The following is a 22,240-nucleotide window of genomic DNA, read 5'->3' as shown; positions in this document are numbered from 1 at the left end:
GTAATGTGTTAAATTATTAAAAAAGGAAGTTAAAAACGGAAGAAATAATCTTGCAGTTCTTTTTTGTTTTTTGATTTTGTAAGTCCAAGCATCAATAATATCCTTGCTTTTTGCGGACTAAGATTATCTGATACTACTGTACCAAGTTCATTGTCATTTGTTTCTCCATCAAGCACTACTCTGCCTTCTAGACAACGGCTTGAGCGACAAACTGCTATATTTGCTTTAGTAGCTTTTTTTATAGCTTCGGTAAAAGCTTTAGAGAAATTTCCGTTTCCAACACCAGCTATTACAATACCTTTTACTTTTTGTTTTACTAAGTAATCTATATATTCTGGAGATGCATCGGCATACATATATACAATTTCTACTTTAGGTAATTTTGTGTTTTTATTTACTTCAAAAGGTCCTTCTTTTGCTGTTTCTCTTACCGATGATTTGTAATATTCTACACGGCCATCATATACTTCTCCAAGCGGACCAGAATCTGGTGATCTAAAAGCATTTACTTTTGTTGTACTAGTTTTAGTAACTTCTCTGGAATCGTAGATTGATTCATTAAAAGATACTAATACGCCACGCCCTTTACTTTTAGGATCTGCAGCGACAGTAATTGCATCAAAAAGATTTTTAGGTCCATCTGCACTTATAGCTGTTGCCGGACGCATAGATCCTGTAATTACAACAGGTAATTCATGCGGTAAAACTAAATCAAGAAAATAGGCTGTTTCTTCCTGAGTATCTGTACCATGCGTTATAACAACACCATCTGCCTCGTTTTTACTAAATATTTCATTAATACGTACAGCAAGTTTTTTCCATATTTCAATACTCATATCCTGACTACCTACAGATGATATTTGTTCTCCGCTAATATCTGCAATAGCGTTTATGCTCGGAATACTTCCTATAAGATCAGCTACAGGAATTTTACCCGCAGTATATCCTGCTCTATCCGAAGATTTTCCTTCGCCTGCTATAGTTCCACCCGTGGCAAGAATTATGATTCTGGGCTTTTGTTGTCCAAAGGCCAAAGATGTTGCAATACACAACAAAAATACAAGTACTAATTTTTTCATTTTTTAAAATATTTATTTGGTTAATCCTGATATTAGAAATTAAATAGCATCCCAAAATTGATGCGAACGGCGTTAGCTCCTTGTGTACTTCCATCGGCATATTGCAATTGTTTGTACCCTATTTGTGGTTCAAGTGCAATTGTTAGAAAATCAAAGAAGTCATACGATGCGTTAAGCGTAAACTGATAATTTGTCATTCGGTCCCAACCTGCTAGTGTGCCTGCTCCATCATAAAAATGATTGTAAGAAGCCATAACCATCGAGTGAAACTTTTTATTAAAGAAACGTTCGTACGAAATAAAACCAGCATGTACAGGTAATAGATCTAGTTTTCCTGAAAAATCTGATCTGGCAAAACCATCAAGACCTGATCCTCCTACAGCTAGAAAATAATCACTAATTCCCTTACCGATAGTCCATTGTGCTTGCAGATTATTTACTAAACCTGATTTTTTTCTAAAAAATATACTTGTCATGGCAGTGACACCACCACCACTTTGAGAATCAAATTCAAACTCTGTTTTTCCTGCTGCAATATCCTCAGAGTCATAAGCAATACTGCGATAAAGACCTGATAATTTCATGAAACCTCCATTATCAAAAGCGTATCGTATACCAGCCACAGCATCGGGAGCTCTAGAGGGAGCATAATCTACACCATGAGTTGGATTTAACGTATAATCATACAAACGGCGCGGCTCCATATACTCTGCCGAAAGCATAAAAGAAGTATGTCCGTTTTCTTTAAAAAGACCTGTGTAACGTACTTGAATCCTACGAGAAAGTACCATACCAGTAGGCCCATCCCAATCTAATAATGGCGAAGGCCATAAGGATGAATCTCCAAAATTTGACCACGTTTGTCCTACCGTCCAATGATCATACTGAACATAAGCATGACGCAGCCTAAACTGAGACGTATTATTAGCACCTTCAAAATCAGCTTCTAACATTGATTTTAATTCTTTACCATTATTTAATTGTATCGTGCTAACAAAACGCAATTGCGACTGTCTCATATCCATACTAAAAGAAGGTATATCTAAACCCGAAACATCATTATTATGAATAAGAAACGAACTATTACCGCTAAGACTTCCCTTAATATCATAAATACCATTTAATTTAAGCCTTCCTATAAGTCTGGCTGTAACTTTGGGTTTTCCGTTCAAAGTATCTTTAGACTCTACAGCCATTAATTGGGCATTTAATGAGTTGGATAACAATACACAGGAACAAAAAATAACCAATAGCAAAAGTTTGTTTTGTTTCATAAATTATATAAATAAGGGGGTATAATAACGAAGTTTAATTACTTTCTTTTTGGGAATAGTTTATATAATTACACCATTACAGATGTATTAACAACGGTATGGAATAAATTAGAATTTCTATCTAGATAAACTATTAGAAAATTGCATTGTGGTATTGTAGACGGGCCTAAAAAATTTAATCCATTCTAATCGGATTAGGCTTATTGCTATAACAAAGCTTGTATTAAAACACAAAAACATCAGTCGGTTAAAAGGTATCTTTTTCATACAATTCCTAAGATTAGATTTAGTATACAAAATCGTTGATACAAACAAATATAAAAATAAATACTGCAAAATCTTACAAAAAATAATTTGTTTGTTCTTAAATATTTGCCTATTACATAATAACAGGGGTACTTATTTTTTAATACCTCATTATTAATAGAATATTTGGGCTAAATATTAAAGAATAAACAATGTTTAATTTTTAGGCATTTTTTTTTCAGAAAAATAGGATATTGATTATTTACACCCATTCCATTTTACGTTTTTAATTAAAAGATTCAATCTAAAATTAAATGAATTATAGTAAATTAGGATTCCCTTAATATTAAGTCTTAAAAAATCTTGCAAATAATGAAATCTACTACTTTAAAAAACAAGATGATTATCGCAGCTACTGGCCTTTTCTTATGCTTTTTTCTTGTGATACATCTGCTTGGTAACTTACAACTTTTTTTACCCGAAGATCAGGCAAGAGAACAATTCAATTGGTACTCTAAATTATTGTCAGGCAATATGTTTATAAAAATTATTTCCTGGATTTTGTATTTATCCTTAATCGGACATGCAATTTATGCAATAATTGTTACTATAAAAAATAATACTGCAAGTAAACAAAACTACCATTATGACAAAAGAAATTTTGCCAGTGCATGGAATAGTCGGAACATGGGCATATTAGGTACCATCCTACTCCTATTTCTTATCATACACTTTAAGGATTTTTGGTATGTATATAAATTTACTAACCTGCCTGTAGATGCTGCAGGAAATAAGGATTTATATGAGATTGTTGTACAATCGTATTCGCAACTATGGTATGTAATAATTTATGAGGTATCATTTATAGCATTAGGTTTCCATCTATTACATGGTTTTTTTAGTGCCTCGAGAACAATGGGACTTTATCATCCTAAATATGTAAAAGTTATAAAAGTATTTGGATGGGGATATACCCTAATTATCACAGGAGGTTTCATGGCAATTCCTCTTTATATTTATTTAAAATAGTATGAAAATGAGAGATTCAAAAATACCAGATGGACCACTTGCTGATAAATGGAATAATTATAAAGCCAAAGCAAAACTTGTAAATCCTGCTAACAGAAAGAAACTTACTGTTATAGTGGTAGGAACAGGACTTGCAGGATCTTCTTGTGCGGCATCACTTGCTGAACAAGGGTATAACATTAAATCATTTTGTTTTCAGGATTCGCCCAGAAGAGCACATTCAGTCGCTGCACAAGGTGGTGTAAATGCTGTTAAGAATTATAAAAATGATGGTGACAGCGTGTATAGAATGTTTTACGATACTATAAAAGGTGGAGATTTTAGATCTCGGGAAGCCAATGTGTATAGATTAGCCGAATGTTCAGCTAGTTTAATCGACCAATCGGTTGCTCAAGGTGTGCCTTTTGCAAGAGAATATGGAGGTTACCTAAACAATAGATCCTTTGGAGGTGTACAAGTTTCCAGAACCTTTTATGCCCGAGGACAAACAGGTCAGCAACTTTTGCTTGGAGCGTATCAATCGCTTCTTCGCCAAGTAAACACTGGTAAAGTTACCATGCATACGCGTCACGAAATGCTCGAATTGGTTTTGATAGATGGCAAAGCCAAAGGAATTATAGCCCGTAATCTAGAAACTGGAGCCATAGAGCGTCATGCTGCCGATGCTGTAGTACTTGCAACAGGTGGTTACGGTAAGGTATATTATCTATCTACGCTTGCTATGGGTTGCAATAGTTCGGCAATATGGCGAGCACACAAAAAAGGGGCTTATATGGCTGGCGTAAGTTGGATTCAGTTCCACCCTACTTGTCTTCCTCAACATGGAGAAAATCAATCGAAGCTTACTCTAATGTCTGAATCATTGCGAAATGACGGTCGTATCTGGGTTCCTAAAAAAGCGGGAGACGATAGAATTCCTAATGCTATCCCCGAAGAAGAAAGAGATTATTATCTGGAACGTCGATATCCAGCCTTTGGTAATCTTGCTCCTAGAGATATTTCTTCTCGAGCTGCCAAAGAACGAATTGACTCTGGTCATGGTGCCGGACCAATGAAGAATGCTGTTTATTTGGATTTTTCGGATGCAATCGCTGTACAAGGCAAGAAAAACATCGAAGCCAAATACAGCAACCTTTTTGCTATGTATGAAAAAATTAACGGAATCGATGCTTATAAGGAACCAATGCTTATCTCGCCAGCTGCGCATTTTACGATGGGCGGCCTTTGGGTAGATTATGAACTTATGACTACAATTCCTGGATTGTTTGCCCTTGGTGAAGCTAATTTTGCAGATCATGGCGCAAATAGACTTGGTGCAAATTCTCTGCTTCAGGCTTGTGTCGATGGCTATTTTATAGCGCCCTACACTATTCCTAATTATTTGTCTGGCGAACTAAACGCTTCCCGAATTAGTACCGACCATCCCGCTTTTGCGGAAGCAGAAAAAACGGTTAGAGATCAATTAAACCAATTCTTACAAAGCAAAGGGAATTTATCAACAGATTATTTCCATAAAACCATAGGACGATTATTGTATGAAAAATGTGGGTTATCCAGAAGTAAACAGAATCTTGAAGAAGCAATTGTAGCCATAAAATCTTTGAAAGCTTCTTTTGAAAAAGACTTACTAATAACTGGTGATGATACATTAAATAGTGAATTAGAAAAAGCCGGACGTGTAGCCGATTATATTGAATTAGCTGAGCTTATGTGTTACGATGCATTGCAAAGAGAGGAATCTTGCGGAGCGCATTTTAGAGAAGAATACCAAAGTAACGAAGGAGAAGCAGTACGAAATGATGCCGATTTTTGTTATGTGTCGGCTTGGGAATGGAAAGGAGAATCAAATCCTCCTGAACTACACAAAGAGCCTTTGGTATTTGAATCAGTAGAACTTGCAGTACGTAGCTACAAATAATTAAAACTAAAAGAGATGAAATTATATCTAAAAATATGGCGCCAATTAAATGCCAATTCTAAAGGAGAAATGGTAGATTATGAAATAGATGGCGTAACCGAACATATGTCTTTCTTAGAAATGCTCGATCTTTTAAACGAATCACTTATCCAACTACGGGAACGCGTTATAGAATTTGACCATGATTGTAGAGAAGGTATTTGCGGACAATGCGGTGTTATGATTAATGGTAGAGCGCATGGCCCATTAAAACATACTACAACTTGCCAACTCCATATGCGAAGTTTTAAGGATGGCGACACTATATATATTGAACCATTTAGAGCAACGGCTTTTCCTGTAGTTCGGGATTTAAAAATTGACCGAACCGCATTTGATTCTATTATTACTGCTGGTGGTTATATTGGAGCTTCAACTGGTCAGGCGCCCGAGGCAAATAGTATTCCTATATCCTACGAAACCGTCGAAGCTTCCTTTGATGCGGCGGCTTGTATAGGTTGTGGTGCTTGTGTTGCGACTTGCAAGAATTCTAGCGCAGCATTATTTGTTGGTGCCAAAATAACACACTTAGCATTACTCCCACAAGGAAAAATAGAAGCATCAAAAAGGGTTTTAACAATGGTAAACCAAATGGATTCTGAAGGTTTTGGAGCTTGTTCTAATACCGAAGCATGCGAAGTAGAATGTCCGCAAGGTATATCGGTACTTTCTATTGCAAAGATGAACTACGAGTATAATAAAGCATTGGTTATGAAGAAATAATCTTTCATGTTGTTTGTTTTTTCTTCACTTCAAAAAATATAGTTGTCCAATACAACCTTTGTCAAAGTTTTAAAACTTTGACAAAGGTCTATACCAAGAATCTTAAATTCTATCCTATTTCAATCATAGCCCGCGGTTTCAACCGTGCGGTACAGATTGCGATTGTCCTTTGCGTTCCAACGGTTGAAACCGTTGGCTATGGTTATAAGATGTTGTTTGTGGATGCGATCCGTTATCCAGCTATTTTTACACAACTCACTTAAATGAACTTACATTACTTATATGGTTTAAAGATATAAGCATGATTCCTTTTGACCCAAACAAAACTTAAAGGAATTAATTTCACAAACCAATTTAATCATTAAGATTCGTGTTAATTAGTGCAATTCGTGTTTACATTTTTGCATTTATGTCAAAAAACTGGCAATAGTTTTTGACCCAAACAAAACTTAAAGTTTAGATTTTGTAAGCATATTTTTCTAAATTTGACGTCTTAAATACATGATTTATATTATGCGTCATAACAGAAAATTTATTTGTCTTTTATCCTTACTAACGATACTGCTCTTCTCACCGTTTGCTTACTCACAAGCCACAACAACCGCTACTCCAGATACTGCTAAAACACAAGGCAGTGGGAAATTATTTGAAGATTCGACCAAGACCGATAGTGACTATCTTATGGCTATCGAAAAAGCTGGTGAGGTTTTGCAATCTGCTTATAATGACGCCGTTTTTGAAGGAAGTACATTTCATTTGTTTGCTGAAATAGATAGAACCCAAAATAAACTAGATCTTATTCTGGCTAATTTAAAAGGGGCTAATCCAAATGTGCGAAATCAGCAAATGTATCGTATTGTATTAGAAGAAATTCGTCAGGAATTAGACGAACAAAATACTGCCATTAATTTACGCAACAAAAACCTTGATAAAATCAAAGGTCGATTTGCTGACTTACGCAAAGACAAAGCACTAATTACACTATTAAAAGATACCATCCTTCGCAAGCAATTTAAGAGCGAATTTTTAAATCTTAAAAAGACTTATTTAAGTACAGATAGCCTTATGAACCACAATCTAGAGGTTCTTAATACCAAAAACAGACTAACGGTACAAAGAAAAATAGCAGTTTCGAGTGCATTATTAACTGTAGAAAAAAAGCTTGAAAAATCTGGAATAAGTATTCTTGGCAGAGAATATCCTTTTATATGGAATACTAGCGATACAATTGCCAAAAAAGACATATCGCAAAATATTAAAGCAAAAGTAGCTATAGAGAATAGCGTGGTATCATACTATTTAAATTATAGTATCGGCGGATTAATCACTCTTACATTTTTTATGGGATTATTAGCTTGGTACATTTCTCGTAATCTTAAATACCTGAAAAACAATAATCATTTTGAGAACCTTACATTACTAAACTTTAAATACTTAAATAGTGGTATTATTATTCCTGTAATTGTAATTGGGCTTAATATTGCCATCGTAAGTAATTTATATGCTCCCGCCCTATTTATAGAATCATTACAGCTAATTCTGCTTGTGGTGCTTACTTTTCTTTTTAAAAATCATTGGTCTAAGGAGTCAATGCGAAACTTGTTTCTATTAGTAGGATTATTTTCTGCACTTTGTTTCCTGGATTTATTTATCGGGGTTGGCTTGTTCCAACGTTGCGCTTTTATCCTAATTAATGTCTTCGGAATACGTTATGGATTAGTTCAGCTTAAGAGTATTAAGGATCAATTATACATAAAGGGATTCTTTAAATGGGCAAGTATAATATTCATAAGTTTAAATGGTTTGGCTATTGTTTTTAATATTTACGGTAGAGTTTCTCTTTCAAATATGTTAAGCCTTACTGCCTTTATTGCAATTACTCAAATTATTGCACTTAGCGTACTATTAAAAATAATTCTTGAAATTATCCTTTTACAAATATATACGACAAGAATCAAACGCGGAATCGAAACCATTTTTGATCATGAGAGTTTATCAGATAATCTAAAAAGACCTTTTATAATAATAATCAGTTATATGTGGTTGGTGGTGATTGCATCAAATTTAAACATTTGGGAATCGCTACGTGCATCATTTACATCACTATTAACCCACCCAAATACTATTGGTAGTATCACATTTACCTTGGGTAATATTGTTTTGTTTTTTATTATAATCTGGATGGCTCACCTTCTGCAAAAATATGTTGCTTACTTTTTTGGTGAAGTCGATGATGAGAATGAAGAAAATGTAAACAAACGCCAACATTCTAAATTATTAATAACACGTCTTGTGGTATTAATTGGAGGTTATTTATTGGCTGTAGCCGCATCAGGAATGCCTCTGGACAAACTAAGCATTTTATTGGGTGCCTTAGGAGTTGGTGTTGGACTTGGTTTGCAAAACATTGTAAGCAACTTTGTGTCGGGTATTATTTTGATTTTTGACAAACCAATACAAATTGGCGATGTAATCGAAATTAGTTCTCAATCGGGTCGCGTAAAAGCAATGGGACTTCGTACAACTAAAATTAATGCTCCAAACGGTGCCGAAATAATAATTCCAAATGGTAACTTATTATCTCAAAATATTACCAACTGGACTTATACTGATAACTTTAAACTAGTCGAAATTTCCTTTGATGTTGAAGGCGACATTGTTCCAGATGATATTAATTTAATTGTACTTGAAGCACTTGAATCTCAAACATTGATAAACAATTCCAGAACTCCACAAATTTATTATACCGCCATATCTGATGGTAATTATAAATTACTAGTGAAATTCTGGTGCAGTATTTATCGCACCGAAGAAACTATTAGTAGTGCACGCCAAGTATTGTTTAGTAATTTTAAAGCAAAAGGTTTAAAATTTTCAACATAAAAAACACTTAAAAAATGGGTTTTAAAATCATAGCTATGCTTTTTCTTTCCATTTTAACATTTGAGATTTGCGGTATGCAAGGGGAGAAATTCCTTTTATTTCTTTAAATTTTCTATTGAAATTAGAAATATTATTAAACCCACATAATTCTGAAACTTCCAGTACAGATAACTCTTGTGATCTGGATAATAACTTCCCTGCCCGCTCAATCCGGATTTCTATCAGGAACTGAAAAAATGTCTTGTTGGTCCGGACTTTAAAGTATTTGCAAAAAGCATTTTTAGTCATATTTGATAATGCAGCGATTTCCTCCAGAGTAATATTCTTCTGAAAATTAGTCATAACGTACTCAAAAACCGTTTGCATTCGCTTTCCTTCATTATCTGTGATTTTCTTATCATATATATAACTAGAAAGTGGTGTTTTATTCTCTTGAGATAACTTCTTGGTTATTTCCAGAAAAAGAATAAAACGATCAAATTCATTTACCTTTTTTATTTTTTTAAATGCCTTAACAACTTTATTTGAAGGATTGTTAACCACAAAACCATTCTTACTGTTTTCCCAAAATGGCTGAATGTCTTTTAGAGCAGGAAGCATAAAAAAATCTTTTCCAAAAGAGTTAGTCGTAAAAAACAATGTTAGCATTACCGAAAGCTCGTTGGTATTATTTTCACTTCTAAATACATGTGGTAAATTACTACCAATAACCACAACATCTCCTTTTTGATATGGAGAAATTGTGTCGCCTACAAAAATGGTTCCTTCGCCATTCTCGATATAGCTTATTTGTATTTCTTCGTGTTGGTGCAATTTATCATAAAAAACAAATTCTACGTCTTCTTGATAAATGAGCGAATCTTCTTTAGTTTTTGGAATCTTAAATGGAAATACTTTCATAACGGATTAATTATATTCTATAAATATAAAAAAATGTATACATATTAAGTAATAATTTTAAAAATTAGTATAAAATCGGATAATATAGTATCTTTTTGTGATAACTTACCTAATTACATATTTGCAGGTTATAAATATTTTTGAAAAAATTAAAATCGTAATTATGAGTATTCAATGGAAAGGCGTTATGCCAGCAGTTACAACAAAGTTTACTGCCGATGACAAGTTAGACTTCGACATGTTTGGAGTAAATGTAAGAGCTCAGCTCGAGGCAGGTGTTTCTGGGATTATCCTGGGAGGTACACTTGGAGAAGCAAGCACTTTATTAGAGGATGAAAAAAAAGAATTAATCAAAGAGACTATTAATATAGTTAACGGACAAGTACCGGTGATTATGAATATAGCCGAGCAAACTACTCGGGCTGCGATTCAAGCTGCTAATAAAGCAGAAGAAAATGGTGCAAAAGGATTAATGTTATTACCTCCTATGCGTTACAATGCAGCAAGTCATGAAACAGTTACTTATTTCTCTGAAGTAGCAAAAAGTACTTCACTTCCTATCATGATTTACAACAATCCTATTGATTACAAAATTGATGTATCATTGGATATGTTTGAAGAAATTTTGAAATTTGATAATATTCAGGCAGTAAAAGAATCTACAAGAGATATATCTAATGTTACTCGAATTATAAACCGTTTTAAAGGTCGTTTAAAAGTATTATCTGGTGTTGATACATTAGCATTAGAAAGTATTTTTATGGGTTCTGACGGATGGGTTTCTGGTTTAGTAGATGCGTTTCCTGCTGAGACTGTCGCTATTTTTAAATTAGCAAAAGCTGGTAGAGCCGAAGAAGCATTGGCTATTTACAGATGGTTCTTGCCTTTGTTAGAACTAGACATTAACCCACTATTGGTACAAAATATAAAACTGGCAGAAGTTGCTACTGGTCTGGGAACAGAATTTGTTCGTGCACCAAGATTACCACTTCATGGAGCAGAAAGAGAAAGAGTTTTGGCAATCATTGCAGAAGCATTGCGTACAAGACCAACTCTTCCAGATTATAAATCCATAGTACTATAAAGCATACATTACCCGTTGAGGTAGATTATATTTTAACACGTAAAAACTTATTCAGTAAAATTGATTTGTAATTATATTATGTAAATGCAAATAAGTAAAACTTGTAGTACAATACGTCAAAATTAATTTTTACAAAATCCTCCCCAACGGAGTTAACAATAATATTCTTTTTTAAGTTTAGTTAGATTTGTTTTTAGTTTGGTTTGTTTTTGAGCTGGTTATTAGAGTAGATAGCCAGCTCATAAAACATAATATTTTTTAAGCAAGTCTGGATTTAATTATAATCTTAATACATAAAAAATGATTACAGGAAAAAATTATATAGGAAGCAAGCTTAAAGCTGATGGAACAAAAACCTATAAAACAATAAACCCACAGTTAAACATAGAAAATCCCTGGACATTTACAGAAGCTACTCCAGAGGAAATTGATGAAGCTGTAGCATTAGCAAATGATGCTTTTAAAGTTTATAGAAATTGTCCAGCTCAAAAAAAGGCAGATTTTCTTAATGCAATTGCTGAAGAAATCCTTGCCCTTGGCGATGAATTATTAGAGGTGTATTGTACAGAATCTGGTTTCCCAAAAGGCAGAGCCGAAGGAGAACGAGGTCGTACAATTTTTCAGTTACGCTCATTTGCAAATATGCTTGCTGAAGGAAGCTGGGTTGAAGCAACAATAGATACTGCAATTCCTGATAGACAGCCTTTACCAAAAGATGATTTACGTAAAATGTTAGTTCCATTAGGACCAGTGGTTGTTTTTGGATCTAGTAACTTTCCGTTTGCATTTTCTACAGCAGGTGGCGATACAGCATCGGCATTGGCAGCAGGTTGTCCAGTAATTGTAAAGAGCCACTCTATGCATATAGGAACTGGCGAAATGGTAGCCTCGGCAGTTATAAAAGCAGCCAAAAAACACAATATGCCCGAAGGTATTTTCTCAAACCTAATTGGTAGTGGTGTAACACTTGGAGCAACTTTAGTAAAACATCCACTTGTAAAAGCGGTAGGATTTACAGGAAGTATTAATGGCGGTAGAGCTTTATTTAATTTAGCATCGCAACGTCCGGAACCTATCCCTGTATTTGCAGAAATGGGAAGTATTAATCCTGTGGTTATTTTGCCAGAGGCTTTAGAAAAAAATAGTAATAAATGGGCAACTGCCTATGCAAATTCTATTACCTTAGGAACAGGTCAGTTTTGTACTAATCCAGGATTGTTATTAGGAATAAAAGGAGAGAAATTAAATCAATTTATGGAGCAATTAGCCGAAGAAATTGAAAAAATTGCACCTTCATGTATGTTGCATCCATCTATTAAAGACGACTTTAATAATGGTAGAGAAAAAATAAAATCTCAAAATGGAGTAAGTACTATTGCGGAATATAAAGGTGAAATATCTCCTAACTATGCACCACAAACTATACTTACAGTAAATGGTAAAACATTTCTGGAGAATGCTACATTAAGTCATGAAGTATTTGGTCCATTTTCTATTGTGGTACAATGCGAAAATGATGAGGAATTAGAAAGAATTATTAATAAATTAGACGGACAGTTAACAGGTACTATACTTGCAGAACCAAAAGAGATAGCTAATTCTAATACTATTATTGATGCCTTACAAAGCAGAGTTGGAAGATTAATTTTTAATGGCGTACCTACAGGAGTCGAAGTTTGTGCTTCGATGATTCATGGTGGTCCCTATCCTGCTTCATCGGATTCTAGATTTACAGCCGTAGGAATCCATGCCGTTAAACGTTGGGTGCGACCATTTAGTTATCAAAATTGGCCAGACGAATTACTACCGAGCGCATTACAGAACCTAAATCCCTTAAAAATTACAAGAACCGTAAATGATATAATAACCAAGAAATCTATTTAGTTTATGCCAAGAAAAACTTTTTTTTGTGTCGATGCACATACTTGCGGTAACCCAGTGAGAGTGGTTGCCGGAGGCGGTCCAAATTTGGTTGGGAATAATATGAGCGAGAAACGCCAACATTTCCTGAAGGAATATGATTGGATTCGCAAAGGGCTAATGTTTGAACCACGAGGTCATGATATGATGAGCGGTAGCATACTTTACCCGCCAAGTAATCCTGAGAACGATTTTGGTATTTTATTTATCGAAACATCAGGTTGTTTGCCTATGTGTGGCCACGGAACTATCGGTACAATAACAATTGCTATCGAAGAAGGTTTGATTACGCCTAAAATTCCAGGGAAAATAAAAATGGAGGCTCCGGCAGGTTTGGTTCAGATTGAATACCAACAAACGGGTAAAAAAGTAGATTGGGTACGATTAACTAATGTAAAATCATACCTCGCTGCCGAAGGACTTACTGTAGATTGTCCTGAACTTGGCGAAATAGTTTTTGATGTTGCTTATGGCGGAAACTATTATGCAATCGTAGATCCTCAAGCCAATTTTTCGGGAGTGCAAGATTTTACGGCAGGAAAAATTGTTCAATACAGTCAGGAAGTTCGCAAGCGCATCAACGAGAAATATCCTAACCTTTTTATTCACCCAGAAAATAGTACTATTCGCGATGTAAGTCATATGCTCTGGACAGGTGATCCTATCGATCCAACATCTTCAGGAAGAAATGCTGTTTTTTATGGAAATAAAGCCATTGATCGTTCTCCGTGCGGAACAGGAACTTCGGCTAGACTTGCTCAGCTTCATGGAAAAGGCAAATTAAAGAAAGGCGAAGATTTTATTCACGAAAGTTTTATTGGCAGCAAATTTATAGGAAGAGTTGAAGAAGAAACTACCATTGGAGATATTAAAGCCATCGTGCCAAGTATACAAGGATGGGCAAAAGTGTATGGATATAACAATATAATCATTGATGAAGATGATGATCCGTATGCATTTGGTTTTCAGGTAATTTAACAAAAATATAATCCAAAATAAATCGTTGGTTTAGAGAGCATAATTCTTACCGATGATTTTTTAAATTTATAAGTATAATGAAAAAAGTAAGTATTATTGGTGGGGGAATAATCGGACTATGTTCAGCGTATTATTTAGCAAAAGATGGATATCAAGTTGTTGTTTTCGATAAGTCGGATATGACAGATGGATGTTCCTACGGGAATGCGGGAATGATTGTTCCCTCGCATATTATTCCGCTGGCACAACCAGGAATGATTACACAAGGAATAAAATGGATGTTTGATAGTCAAAGTCCGTTTTATGTAAAGCCTAGATTAAGCATGGATTTAGCAAATTGGGGATTACAATTCTACAAACATGCCAATAAGCAACATGTAGAAAAAGCAATGCCAGCACTTTGTAATTTATCTCTTTTTAGTAAAGAATTATACCAGGATTTTATAAAAGAAAGCAATTCTTTCTTTTATGAAAAAAAGGGTCTTTTGATGCTTTATAAAACAGAGAAAACTGCTGAAGAAATTAATCACGAAGGAAAGCTAGCTGAATGTTTTGGTCTGGAAGTAGATTACCTTTCTAAAGACGGAGTAACAAAACTAGAAACAGGTACTAGTACTGATGTAATAGGTGGCGTACATTATAAAAGTGATGCGCATATCTATCCTCAAAAATTCATGCAATTTATAAAAGATGAATTAAGCCGACTGAATGTAAAAATCCATAACCGAACTACAGTAGAAGATTTTGTAATAAAAAACAATACTATAACCGAAATACTTACTGATATGGGACCTTTTATGACCGACGAAGTTGTTTTGGCGTGTGGATCATGGAGCCCAAAAATTGCAAAAAAGCTAAATCGTTCCATTTCAATATTACCAGGAAAAGGATATAGTTTTACTCTAAAAGATGTAAATATAAAACCTTCTATACCTGCCATTTTATGCGAAGGAAAAGTTGCTGTTACGCCTATGAACAATGATATTCGTTTTGGAGGTACAATGGAAATTACACATACAAACGATACCAAAATTAACAAAAACAGAGTTCAGGGAATTGTTAATAGCATTAATGAATTTTACCCTGATTTAAAAATTGAAATGCCAAAAGAAGAAGAAACATGGTACGGATTTAGACCTTGTACTCCATCAGGAATGCCGATAATTGCTAGAGATAAAAGAATAAAAAACTTAACTTTGGCAACTGGACATGCCATGATGGGATTAAGCTTGGCACCAGCAACAGGTAAAATTGTTTCGGAAATTATTTCTGGAAAAAATACCTCTGTTAATACACAAATGTTTCAATTATAAAATTATGAGATACGAATCGATACCTTCTTCTTTATTTATCGAAAACAGAAAACGTTTTTCGACAAAAATGAATCCAAATAGCATTGCTATTTTAGTTTCTAATGATGTAATGCCTAATAATGCCGATGATGTTATGGGGTTTGCACAAAATAATGATTTGTTTTACTTAACAGGAATCGATCAGGATGAAACTATTTTGGTTCTTTTTCCAGATGCTTATAAAGAAGAAAATCGAGCTATTTTATTTGTAAAAGAAGTAAGTGAGCATACTAAACTTTGGGATGGTGATTTCTTAACCAAAGAAGAAGCAACAGCTATATCGGGTATAAAAAACGTAAAGTGGATTCATGAATTTGAAAAATCTTTGCAGCTTTTTGCTTTTGAAGCTGATGCCTTTTATTTAGGGCACAACGAGCATATAAAAAGAGTAACATCAGAAATGACTACTCGCCAAGACCGAATGATACAATGGTGTAAAGAGAAATACCCGTTGCATCAATACGATAGAGTTGCTAAGATAACTCGTGAATTACGACCAATAAAATCAGACGAAGAAGTTGCGCTAATAAAGAAAGCTGTAGCTATTAGTGTAAAAGGTTTTAAAGGACTTCTTAGCGCTGTTAAACCAAACATAAATGAGTTTGAACTAGAAGCTGAACTTATTTATGAAGTGATAAAAAATGGAGCTACACGTCATGCTTTCAAACCTATTATTGCGTCTGGAAAAAATGCCTGTGCTTTACATTACAATTCTAATGATGCTATATGCAAAGAGAATGATATGATTCTGGTAGATTTTGGTGTTTGTTATGCCAATTATAATTCAGACACAACAAGATGTGTTCCTGCAAACGGAGTATTTTCACCTCGTCAGCGAGAAGTATATTCATCAGTTTTACATTGTTTAAAAGAAGGTTCTAAGTTATTAAAACCTGGTATTAAACATAGCGATTACGAGAAGCAAATGGCTGGTTTAATTGAAAAAGAATTAATTAAACTAGGATTAATTACCAACGAAGATATTGCCAATCAAAATCCAGATGCTCCTGCTTATAAAAAGTATTTTATGCACGGAACAGCACATCATTTAGGACTAGATGTTCATGATGTAGGATTGTATTCTCGTACTTTAGAAAAAGGAATGGTGCTTACCTGCGAGCCAGGAATTTATATATTAGAAGAAGGAATCGGTTGCCGATTAGAAAATGATTACCTACTTACAGCAGATGGAAACATCAATCTCTCGGAAGCATTACCAATAGAGATTGAAGATATAGAAACACTTATTAAAAATAAATAGTCTTATACCCTCCTTTAAGACTATTAGTTTAAACAGTTACAAGAGCAATTTTGTAGCTGTTTTTTTTTGTCCTGCACGGTTTTTTTTGGATCTTGTGTAAGGGTGTAAGGAACTTTAGTTTTACACAAAATACTCCCAAACTTGTCAGAAATGACAATTTTATGTAAAAACCTGCTTTAAATTTGAGCTTTTATCATAGCCCACGGTTTCAACCGTGGGATACAAATCACGATAATGCATTGCGTTCCAACGGTTGAAACCGTGGGCTATGTTTGTGTTTGAAATCATATCAAACCGTGTGATTTACCCGCTATTTATACCTCATCATTCTGGTAAATATTGTACAATAATTTTTCTGATAAAAAACACCAAAACCCCTTTAGGTAAATAAATACTTTCAAATCTATAAAAACCGCAATATCTCAGATAAAATATACTCAAAACTAGATAACATAATCTGATTTTATGATAATATATTGGCATAAAAAAAGCTATAAATGCAAAATATTTGCACTTATTAATAATAAAACCAGTATATGAAATTCAAAATTAACTTCAGGAAAATTGCAATACTCTTTTTTGTATTTGCAACACAACTAATTCTTGCGCAAGAAAGATTAGTTACAGGAATTGTTACAGATGATGCAGGAATACCCTTACCAGGTGTTAGTGTATTAATTAAAGGATCTAAAACAGGCACACAAACAGATTTTGATGGAGCATATTCTATCAGCGCCTCGCCTACTCAGGTTCTTTTATTTAGCTATATTGGGATGAAAACCCAAGAATTACCTGCAACTACAACCAAAGTAAACCTTAAAATGACAGGCGGTTCAACTGTTCTTAACGAAATTGTTGTTACTGCATTAGGTGTAAAAAGAGAGAAAAAATCTCTTGGTTATGCTACACAGGAAGTAAAAGGTGAAGATTTAAATAAAATAAATAACGGTAACGTAGCAAACTCTATTTCAGGTAAAGTTGCCGGTGTTGACATTAGAAGAAATAATAACATTGGTGGATCTACAAATGTTATTATTCGTGGATCTTCTTCTTTAACTAATGATAATCAAGCATTATGGGTTGTAGATGGAGTTCCTTTGAACAATGACAACACAAATACTGATCAACAACAAAGTGGAGGAAATAAAGGAGGTTATGATTACGGAAATGCTGCCTCAGACATTAACCCGGATGATATCGAATCTATTAACGTTTTAAAAGGAGCTGCTGCATCTGCACTTTATGGTTCAAGAGCTGCTAATGGAGTTATTCTTGTAACACTAAAAAAAGGAAGTAAATCTAAAGGAGGGTTAGGTATTTCTTTTAATTCTGGTGTAACTATTGGATCTGTAGATAAAAAGACATTGCCACAATACCAAAATCAATATGGTAGTGGTTATGGTGATTTTTATGGTACTGTAGATCTAGGAAGTGGTACACATCCTTATGCAGCGACAGACGATGCTTCTTGGGGACCTAAATTCGACCCTAGTTTATTGGTTTACAACTGGAACTCTTTCTACCCGGAATTACCTACTTATGGTATTGCAACTCCATGGGCTCCTGTAAAAAAGAATCCTAACGATTTTTACCAAAATAGTCTTACTTACACAAATAACATTGCTGTTGCAGCAGGTAATGATAGCGGTGATTTTAGATTTGGTTACACAAATTACAACCAAGTACAAGGTGTTTTACCAAACAGTAACAACAGAAAAGATAACTTCAATTTCTCAGGAAGTTATAAAATTAGTGATAAAACCAAAGTATCTGCTTCTGCAAATTACCTAAAATCATATGCTAAAGGAATGAATGAAACCGGATATGGTGATGGTGGAAATAACTACTTAAGCAGTGTAAGACAATGGTATAATATGAGTGCTGATTTTCAGGATTTAGAAGATGCTTATAACATAACTGGAAGAAACACAACTTGGAGTGTTGGTGGGCCAACAGACTTAAAAATTCAATTTCATGATAACCCATATTTTCAACGTTATAACAATTACAACTCTTTAAACAGAGATCGTTTCTTTGGTAATTTTGCTTTAAGTACTGATGTAACAAGCTGGTTAAATGTTGTTGGAAAAGGATCTGTAGATTTTTACCAACAATTACAAGAAGAGCGCATTGCAGTAGGTTCAAAAAGAACTCCAAATACATTAGGACAATACTCAAGATTTGACAAAACATTCCGTGAGATCAATTTAGATTTAATCTTAAATTTTAAAACGAATATCACAGAAAAAATCAAATTTTACGGATTAGTTGGAGCAAACTCAAGACGTTCTTCAAATGGTAATACTTATGTAGAAACTAATGGTGGTTTAATTGTACCTGGTAAATACATGTTGAGTAATACAGTAAATCCAATTAATTATCCAAATGAGTTCTTAGAAACTATAGGTACAAATAGTGTCTATGCTAATGCCACTTTCAACTTTGATGAAACATACTTCATAGAAGGTTCATACAGGGTAGATCAATCATCTACATTACCTAAAGAAAACAACACGTATACTTATCCTTCTCTTACAGGAACTTACATCTTTAGCAATCACCTTAAAACTGATTGGTTATCATTTGGTAAACTACGTTTAAATTACGCAGAAACTGGAAATGATGCTGAATTTGCAGTAATTCAATCTACATACCCTAAGAATAGTAATTTTGGACCAAATGGAATACGTTTTTCTACCGAAAACAACAAAGCTAATGCTGACCTAAAAAGTGAACTTACTAAAGGTACTGAAGCTGGTATTGAGCTTAAATTCTTAAAAAACAGAATAGGTTTAGATTTTTCTTATTACAGAACTAACACGACTAATCAGATTTTATCAATCGAGACACCAGTACAAACTGGTTATTCCAGAGCTTGGATAAATGGAGGTGATGTACAAAATAAAGGTTTTGAACTTTCATTGAATGTTATACCATTTAAAACCCAAAATTTCTCTTGGGAGGCAAGAATCAACTGGTCATCTAATAGAAATGAAGTAATTAGTCTTGATGGTGCCGATAGAATGTCTATTGGATCATTTCAAGGTGTAGGATATATTGCAGAAGTAGGAAAACCAATTGGACAACTTATCGGAACTGGATTTAAATATTTAGATGGACAAAGAGTTGTGAAACCAAACGGAAGATATGAAACTGTAGCTGGTGCAACAATTGGTGATGTAAATCCTGAATGGACTGGAGGATTTAATAACGTTATTACTTATAAAAACCTTTCATTCAACTTCTTGATAGATGTGAAAAAAGGTGGTGATGTATATTCTTTAGACCAACAATATGGTAATACAACAGGTATATACCAAAGTACAGTAGGAAATAACCATTTAGGAAATCCTGTAAGAAATTCTATTGCAGATGGTGGAGGAATTATTCTTGGTGGTGTAAAAGCTGATGGTTCACCTAATACTACAGTTATCTTAGCTGATTATGATACTTACAACACAATGCCACAGGAAGCATACGTTTATGATGCTTCTTATGTAAAATTACGTGAAGTTGGTTTAAGCTATAGATTTCCATCAAAATACCTAAAGAATACATTTATTAACAGTCTTGTTTTTGCTGTAAATGGTAGCAACCTATGGATCATAAGTAAAAATCTTCCTTATGCTGATCCAGAAGCTGGAATGTCATCTGGAAACTTACAAGGTTTTCAAACTGGTGTATTGCCAACATCAAAAGAGTATAACTTTAATATGAAAGTTCAATTCTAAAAAATATAAAAATGAAAAAATTAAATATAATATTCTTTGCAAGTGCACTATTGCTTTCGGCAATTTCTTGTGACGATATCGATAGCCTAAACGAGAATACTAAAGCATATACTACTGCATTACCTAGTACTTTAATGACTAGCTCTCAAGTAAATTATTCTTATTTCCTGACTAATGCATCTGTAAATGATAACAACTTTAGAGGTTATGCTCAACATTGGACTACATCTACCTATACTGATGAGGTAAATTACAATCAAACCAAAAGAAATTTAGGTAACTCTCATAATGTAGTACTTTATAGAGATGTTTTACAAGATTTTGTAATGGCCAAAAACAAAACAAACGATGAAGTAGCTTTAGGGCCAATAGAAGTTGCTGTTAAAAAGAATAAAATAGCTGTTTTAGAGATTCAAATTATAATGACTTACCAAACATTGGTAGATCTTTTTGGAGACATCGTTTACACACAAGCTTTAAATATAGAAAGTTATCCAAATCCTAGATATGATGATGCTAAAACTGTTTATTTAGATTTAGCTGCCAGACTAGATATCGCAATTGCTAATCTAGATGATGCTTACGGTAGTTTTGGAAACGCAGATCTTATTTATAAAGGAAATGTTGGTAAATGGAAAAAATTAGCCAATAGCGTTAAATTAAAAATGGGAATGCACCTTGCAGATGTTGATCCTGCTAAAGCTAAGACTATGGTCGAAAGTGCATTTACATCAGGCGTGATAATGGATAATGCTGAAAATGCTTTATTCCAATACTATTCAACTACAATAGATGAAAATCCATTGTATAATAGTTTGGTAAATGAAAGCCAAATTATGCCTACTGAATTTTTTGTAAATGAGTTAAATGGAAAATCCGATCCTAGAAGAGATATCTTTTTTGACCCAGCTTCAAAAATTGCAGGCGAATACAAAGGAGCGCCTTATGCACAACAAGTTTCTTATAAAAACTTCTCTAATGTAGGTTTAAAATTAAAAGAAAAAACAAATCCTGGTGTAATTTTCGACCATACAGAAACAAGTTTCTTACTTGCCGATGCAGCTAGCAGAGGATTTAATGTAGGTGGTACTGCTGCTGATTATTACGAAGAAGGAATTCGTTCTAGTATGAAATACTGGGGAGTTTCTACTGCAGATGCTGATACTTATTTAGCAAGAACCGATGTTGCTTTTGCAACAGCTTTCGGAACTGATAAACAAAAAATTGCTTACCAACTTTGGATTGCTTACTACAACCGTGGTTTTGAAGCATGGACAGAATACAGAAGATTAGACTTCCCTATTCTTATCGCTCCAATAACTGCTGTTAGCGATGCTGAAGGAAAAGTTCCTGTAAGAAACATATATTCCCTTTTTGATTCAACATTAAACAGAGATAACTATAATGCAGCTGCAACTGCGATTGGTGGCGACAAAATGACCACAAAATTATTCTGGGATAAATTTTAATTTTGAGTTAGTAACATATTAAGTAATTCCATGAATTGAAACAGGCACCTAACAGTGCCTGTTTTTTTTATGTCAAATTTTATGGGTTTATTATTAAGCTTAGATACAAACATTTCAAAACATAGAAACATAGATTTTACAAACTCTAAAAAAGACGTTTCACTAATTTAAAATCTACATAGGAGACAGCTATGTCAAAGAAATATTTATCATTTTATATTCTTTTTTAGGTATAAAATCTATGTTTCTATATGTTAGATACCATCGCATAGGATTACACTCAATGCTAAATATTATTCAAAACAAATAATCGCAATATGAGAAATATCCATCATTTTATAAGAATAAAAATAC

The 22,240-nt window shown here is 33.9% G+C and carries 14 protein-coding genes; 11 read left to right on the top strand and 3 right to left on the bottom strand.

Annotated features, from left to right (window positions below; all coding sequences use genetic code 11):
- Positions 1-29 precede the first annotated feature (29 nt).
- Positions 30-1,079, bottom strand: coding sequence for an asparaginase (locus tag AC3IPI_RS17005; RefSeq protein WP_039114361.1), 1,050 nt, complete (start codon positions 1,077-1,079; stop codon positions 30-32).
- Between the two features lie 32 nt (positions 1,080-1,111).
- Complete coding sequence (locus tag AC3IPI_RS17000) at positions 1,112-2,353, bottom strand: DcaP family trimeric outer membrane transporter (protein ID WP_489154339.1); 1,242 nt, start codon at positions 2,351-2,353, stop codon at positions 1,112-1,114.
- Between the two features lie 618 nt (positions 2,354-2,971).
- On the opposite strand from AC3IPI_RS17000, the gene AC3IPI_RS16995 reads away from it, so the two are divergent.
- The 4 genes from AC3IPI_RS16995 (at position 2,972) to AC3IPI_RS16980 (ending at position 9,191) form a co-directional block, all read left to right on the top strand.
- A complete protein-coding gene (locus tag AC3IPI_RS16995; protein WP_489154337.1) occupies positions 2,972-3,628 on the top strand; it encodes a succinate dehydrogenase cytochrome b subunit in 657 nt (218 codons plus the stop codon).
- A 7-nt stretch (positions 3,629-3,635) separates the two neighbouring features.
- The gene (locus tag AC3IPI_RS16990) at positions 3,636-5,546 is read left to right on the top strand and encodes a fumarate reductase/succinate dehydrogenase flavoprotein subunit (RefSeq protein WP_489154335.1); all 1,911 of its coding nucleotides are present in this window, start codon (positions 3,636-3,638) and stop codon (positions 5,544-5,546) included.
- A 15-nt stretch (positions 5,547-5,561) separates the two neighbouring features.
- Positions 5,562-6,308 (top strand): succinate dehydrogenase/fumarate reductase iron-sulfur subunit, encoded by a 747-nt coding sequence (locus AC3IPI_RS16985; RefSeq protein WP_039114368.1) that lies wholly within the window; start codon positions 5,562-5,564, stop codon positions 6,306-6,308.
- Between the two features lie 501 nt (positions 6,309-6,809).
- On the top strand, positions 6,810-9,191 hold the full coding sequence (locus tag AC3IPI_RS16980; protein ID WP_489154333.1) for a mechanosensitive ion channel family protein: 2,382 nt from the start codon (positions 6,810-6,812) through the stop codon (positions 9,189-9,191).
- A 33-nt stretch (positions 9,192-9,224) separates the two neighbouring features.
- Here AC3IPI_RS16980 and AC3IPI_RS16975 read toward each other — a convergent pair whose 3' ends face one another.
- Entirely contained in the window at positions 9,225-10,091 is an 867-nt protein-coding gene (locus tag AC3IPI_RS16975; protein ID WP_489154331.1) for an AraC family transcriptional regulator, read from the bottom strand.
- A 163-nt stretch (positions 10,092-10,254) separates the two neighbouring features.
- On the opposite strand from AC3IPI_RS16975, the gene AC3IPI_RS16970 reads away from it, so the two are divergent.
- The 7 genes from AC3IPI_RS16970 (at position 10,255) to AC3IPI_RS16940 (ending at position 21,886) form a co-directional block, all read left to right on the top strand.
- Positions 10,255-11,175 carry a dihydrodipicolinate synthase family protein gene (locus tag AC3IPI_RS16970; protein ID WP_039114372.1) on the top strand — a complete coding sequence of 307 codons (921 nt, stop codon included), beginning with the start codon at positions 10,255-10,257 and terminating at the stop codon, positions 11,173-11,175.
- 300 nt (positions 11,176-11,475) lie between these two features.
- Positions 11,476-13,059: an aldehyde dehydrogenase (NADP(+)) gene (locus AC3IPI_RS16965; protein ID WP_039114375.1), complete on the top strand. Its 1,584-nt coding sequence runs from the start codon at positions 11,476-11,478 to the stop codon at positions 13,057-13,059.
- A 3-nt stretch (positions 13,060-13,062) separates the two neighbouring features.
- Positions 13,063-14,073 carry a 4-hydroxyproline epimerase gene (locus AC3IPI_RS16960; RefSeq protein ID WP_489154328.1) on the top strand — a complete coding sequence of 337 codons (1,011 nt, stop codon included), beginning with the start codon at positions 13,063-13,065 and terminating at the stop codon, positions 14,071-14,073.
- Positions 14,074-14,150: 77 nt separating this feature from the next.
- Entirely contained in the window at positions 14,151-15,386 is a 1,236-nt protein-coding gene (locus AC3IPI_RS16955) for an NAD(P)/FAD-dependent oxidoreductase (protein ID WP_489154326.1), read from the top strand.
- 4 nt (positions 15,387-15,390) lie between these two features.
- On the top strand, positions 15,391-16,686 hold the full coding sequence (locus AC3IPI_RS16950; RefSeq protein ID WP_489154324.1) for an aminopeptidase P family protein: 1,296 nt from the start codon (positions 15,391-15,393) through the stop codon (positions 16,684-16,686).
- 536 nt (positions 16,687-17,222) lie between these two features.
- On the top strand, positions 17,223-20,417 hold the full coding sequence (locus AC3IPI_RS16945) for a SusC/RagA family TonB-linked outer membrane protein (protein WP_489154322.1): 3,195 nt from the start codon (positions 17,223-17,225) through the stop codon (positions 20,415-20,417).
- A gap of 11 nt (positions 20,418-20,428) precedes the next feature.
- Complete coding sequence (locus tag AC3IPI_RS16940; protein WP_489154320.1) at positions 20,429-21,886, top strand: SusD/RagB family nutrient-binding outer membrane lipoprotein; 1,458 nt, start codon at positions 20,429-20,431, stop codon at positions 21,884-21,886.
- Positions 21,887-22,240: the final 354 nt, after the last annotated feature.

It is taken from the genome of Flavobacterium sp. GL_143 (assembly GCF_057834355.1).
This window is presented reverse-complemented; position numbering and strand designations above follow the sequence as displayed.

Coding starts and splice junctions, on each gene's coding strand:
- AC3IPI_RS17005 (WP_039114361.1), bottom strand. CDS start 1,079: ATGAAAAAATTAGTACTTGTATTTTTGTTGTGTATTGCAACATCTTTG.
- AC3IPI_RS17000 (WP_489154339.1), bottom strand. CDS start 2,353: ATGAAACAAAACAAACTTTTGCTATTGGTTATTTTTTGTTCCTGTGTA.
- AC3IPI_RS16995 (WP_489154337.1), top strand. CDS start 2,972: ATGAAATCTACTACTTTAAAAAACAAGATGATTATCGCAGCTACTGGC.
- AC3IPI_RS16990 (WP_489154335.1), top strand. CDS start 3,636: ATGAGAGATTCAAAAATACCAGATGGACCACTTGCTGATAAATGGAAT.
- AC3IPI_RS16985 (WP_039114368.1), top strand. CDS start 5,562: ATGAAATTATATCTAAAAATATGGCGCCAATTAAATGCCAATTCTAAA.
- AC3IPI_RS16980 (WP_489154333.1), top strand. CDS start 6,810: ATGATTTATATTATGCGTCATAACAGAAAATTTATTTGTCTTTTATCC.
- AC3IPI_RS16975 (WP_489154331.1), bottom strand. CDS start 10,091: ATGAAAGTATTTCCATTTAAGATTCCAAAAACTAAAGAAGATTCGCTC.
- AC3IPI_RS16970 (WP_039114372.1), top strand. CDS start 10,255: ATGAGTATTCAATGGAAAGGCGTTATGCCAGCAGTTACAACAAAGTTT.
- AC3IPI_RS16965 (WP_039114375.1), top strand. CDS start 11,476: ATGATTACAGGAAAAAATTATATAGGAAGCAAGCTTAAAGCTGATGGA.
- AC3IPI_RS16960 (WP_489154328.1), top strand. CDS start 13,063: ATGCCAAGAAAAACTTTTTTTTGTGTCGATGCACATACTTGCGGTAAC.
- AC3IPI_RS16955 (WP_489154326.1), top strand. CDS start 14,151: ATGAAAAAAGTAAGTATTATTGGTGGGGGAATAATCGGACTATGTTCA.
- AC3IPI_RS16950 (WP_489154324.1), top strand. CDS start 15,391: ATGAGATACGAATCGATACCTTCTTCTTTATTTATCGAAAACAGAAAA.
- AC3IPI_RS16945 (WP_489154322.1), top strand. CDS start 17,223: ATGAAATTCAAAATTAACTTCAGGAAAATTGCAATACTCTTTTTTGTA.
- AC3IPI_RS16940 (WP_489154320.1), top strand. CDS start 20,429: ATGAAAAAATTAAATATAATATTCTTTGCAAGTGCACTATTGCTTTCG.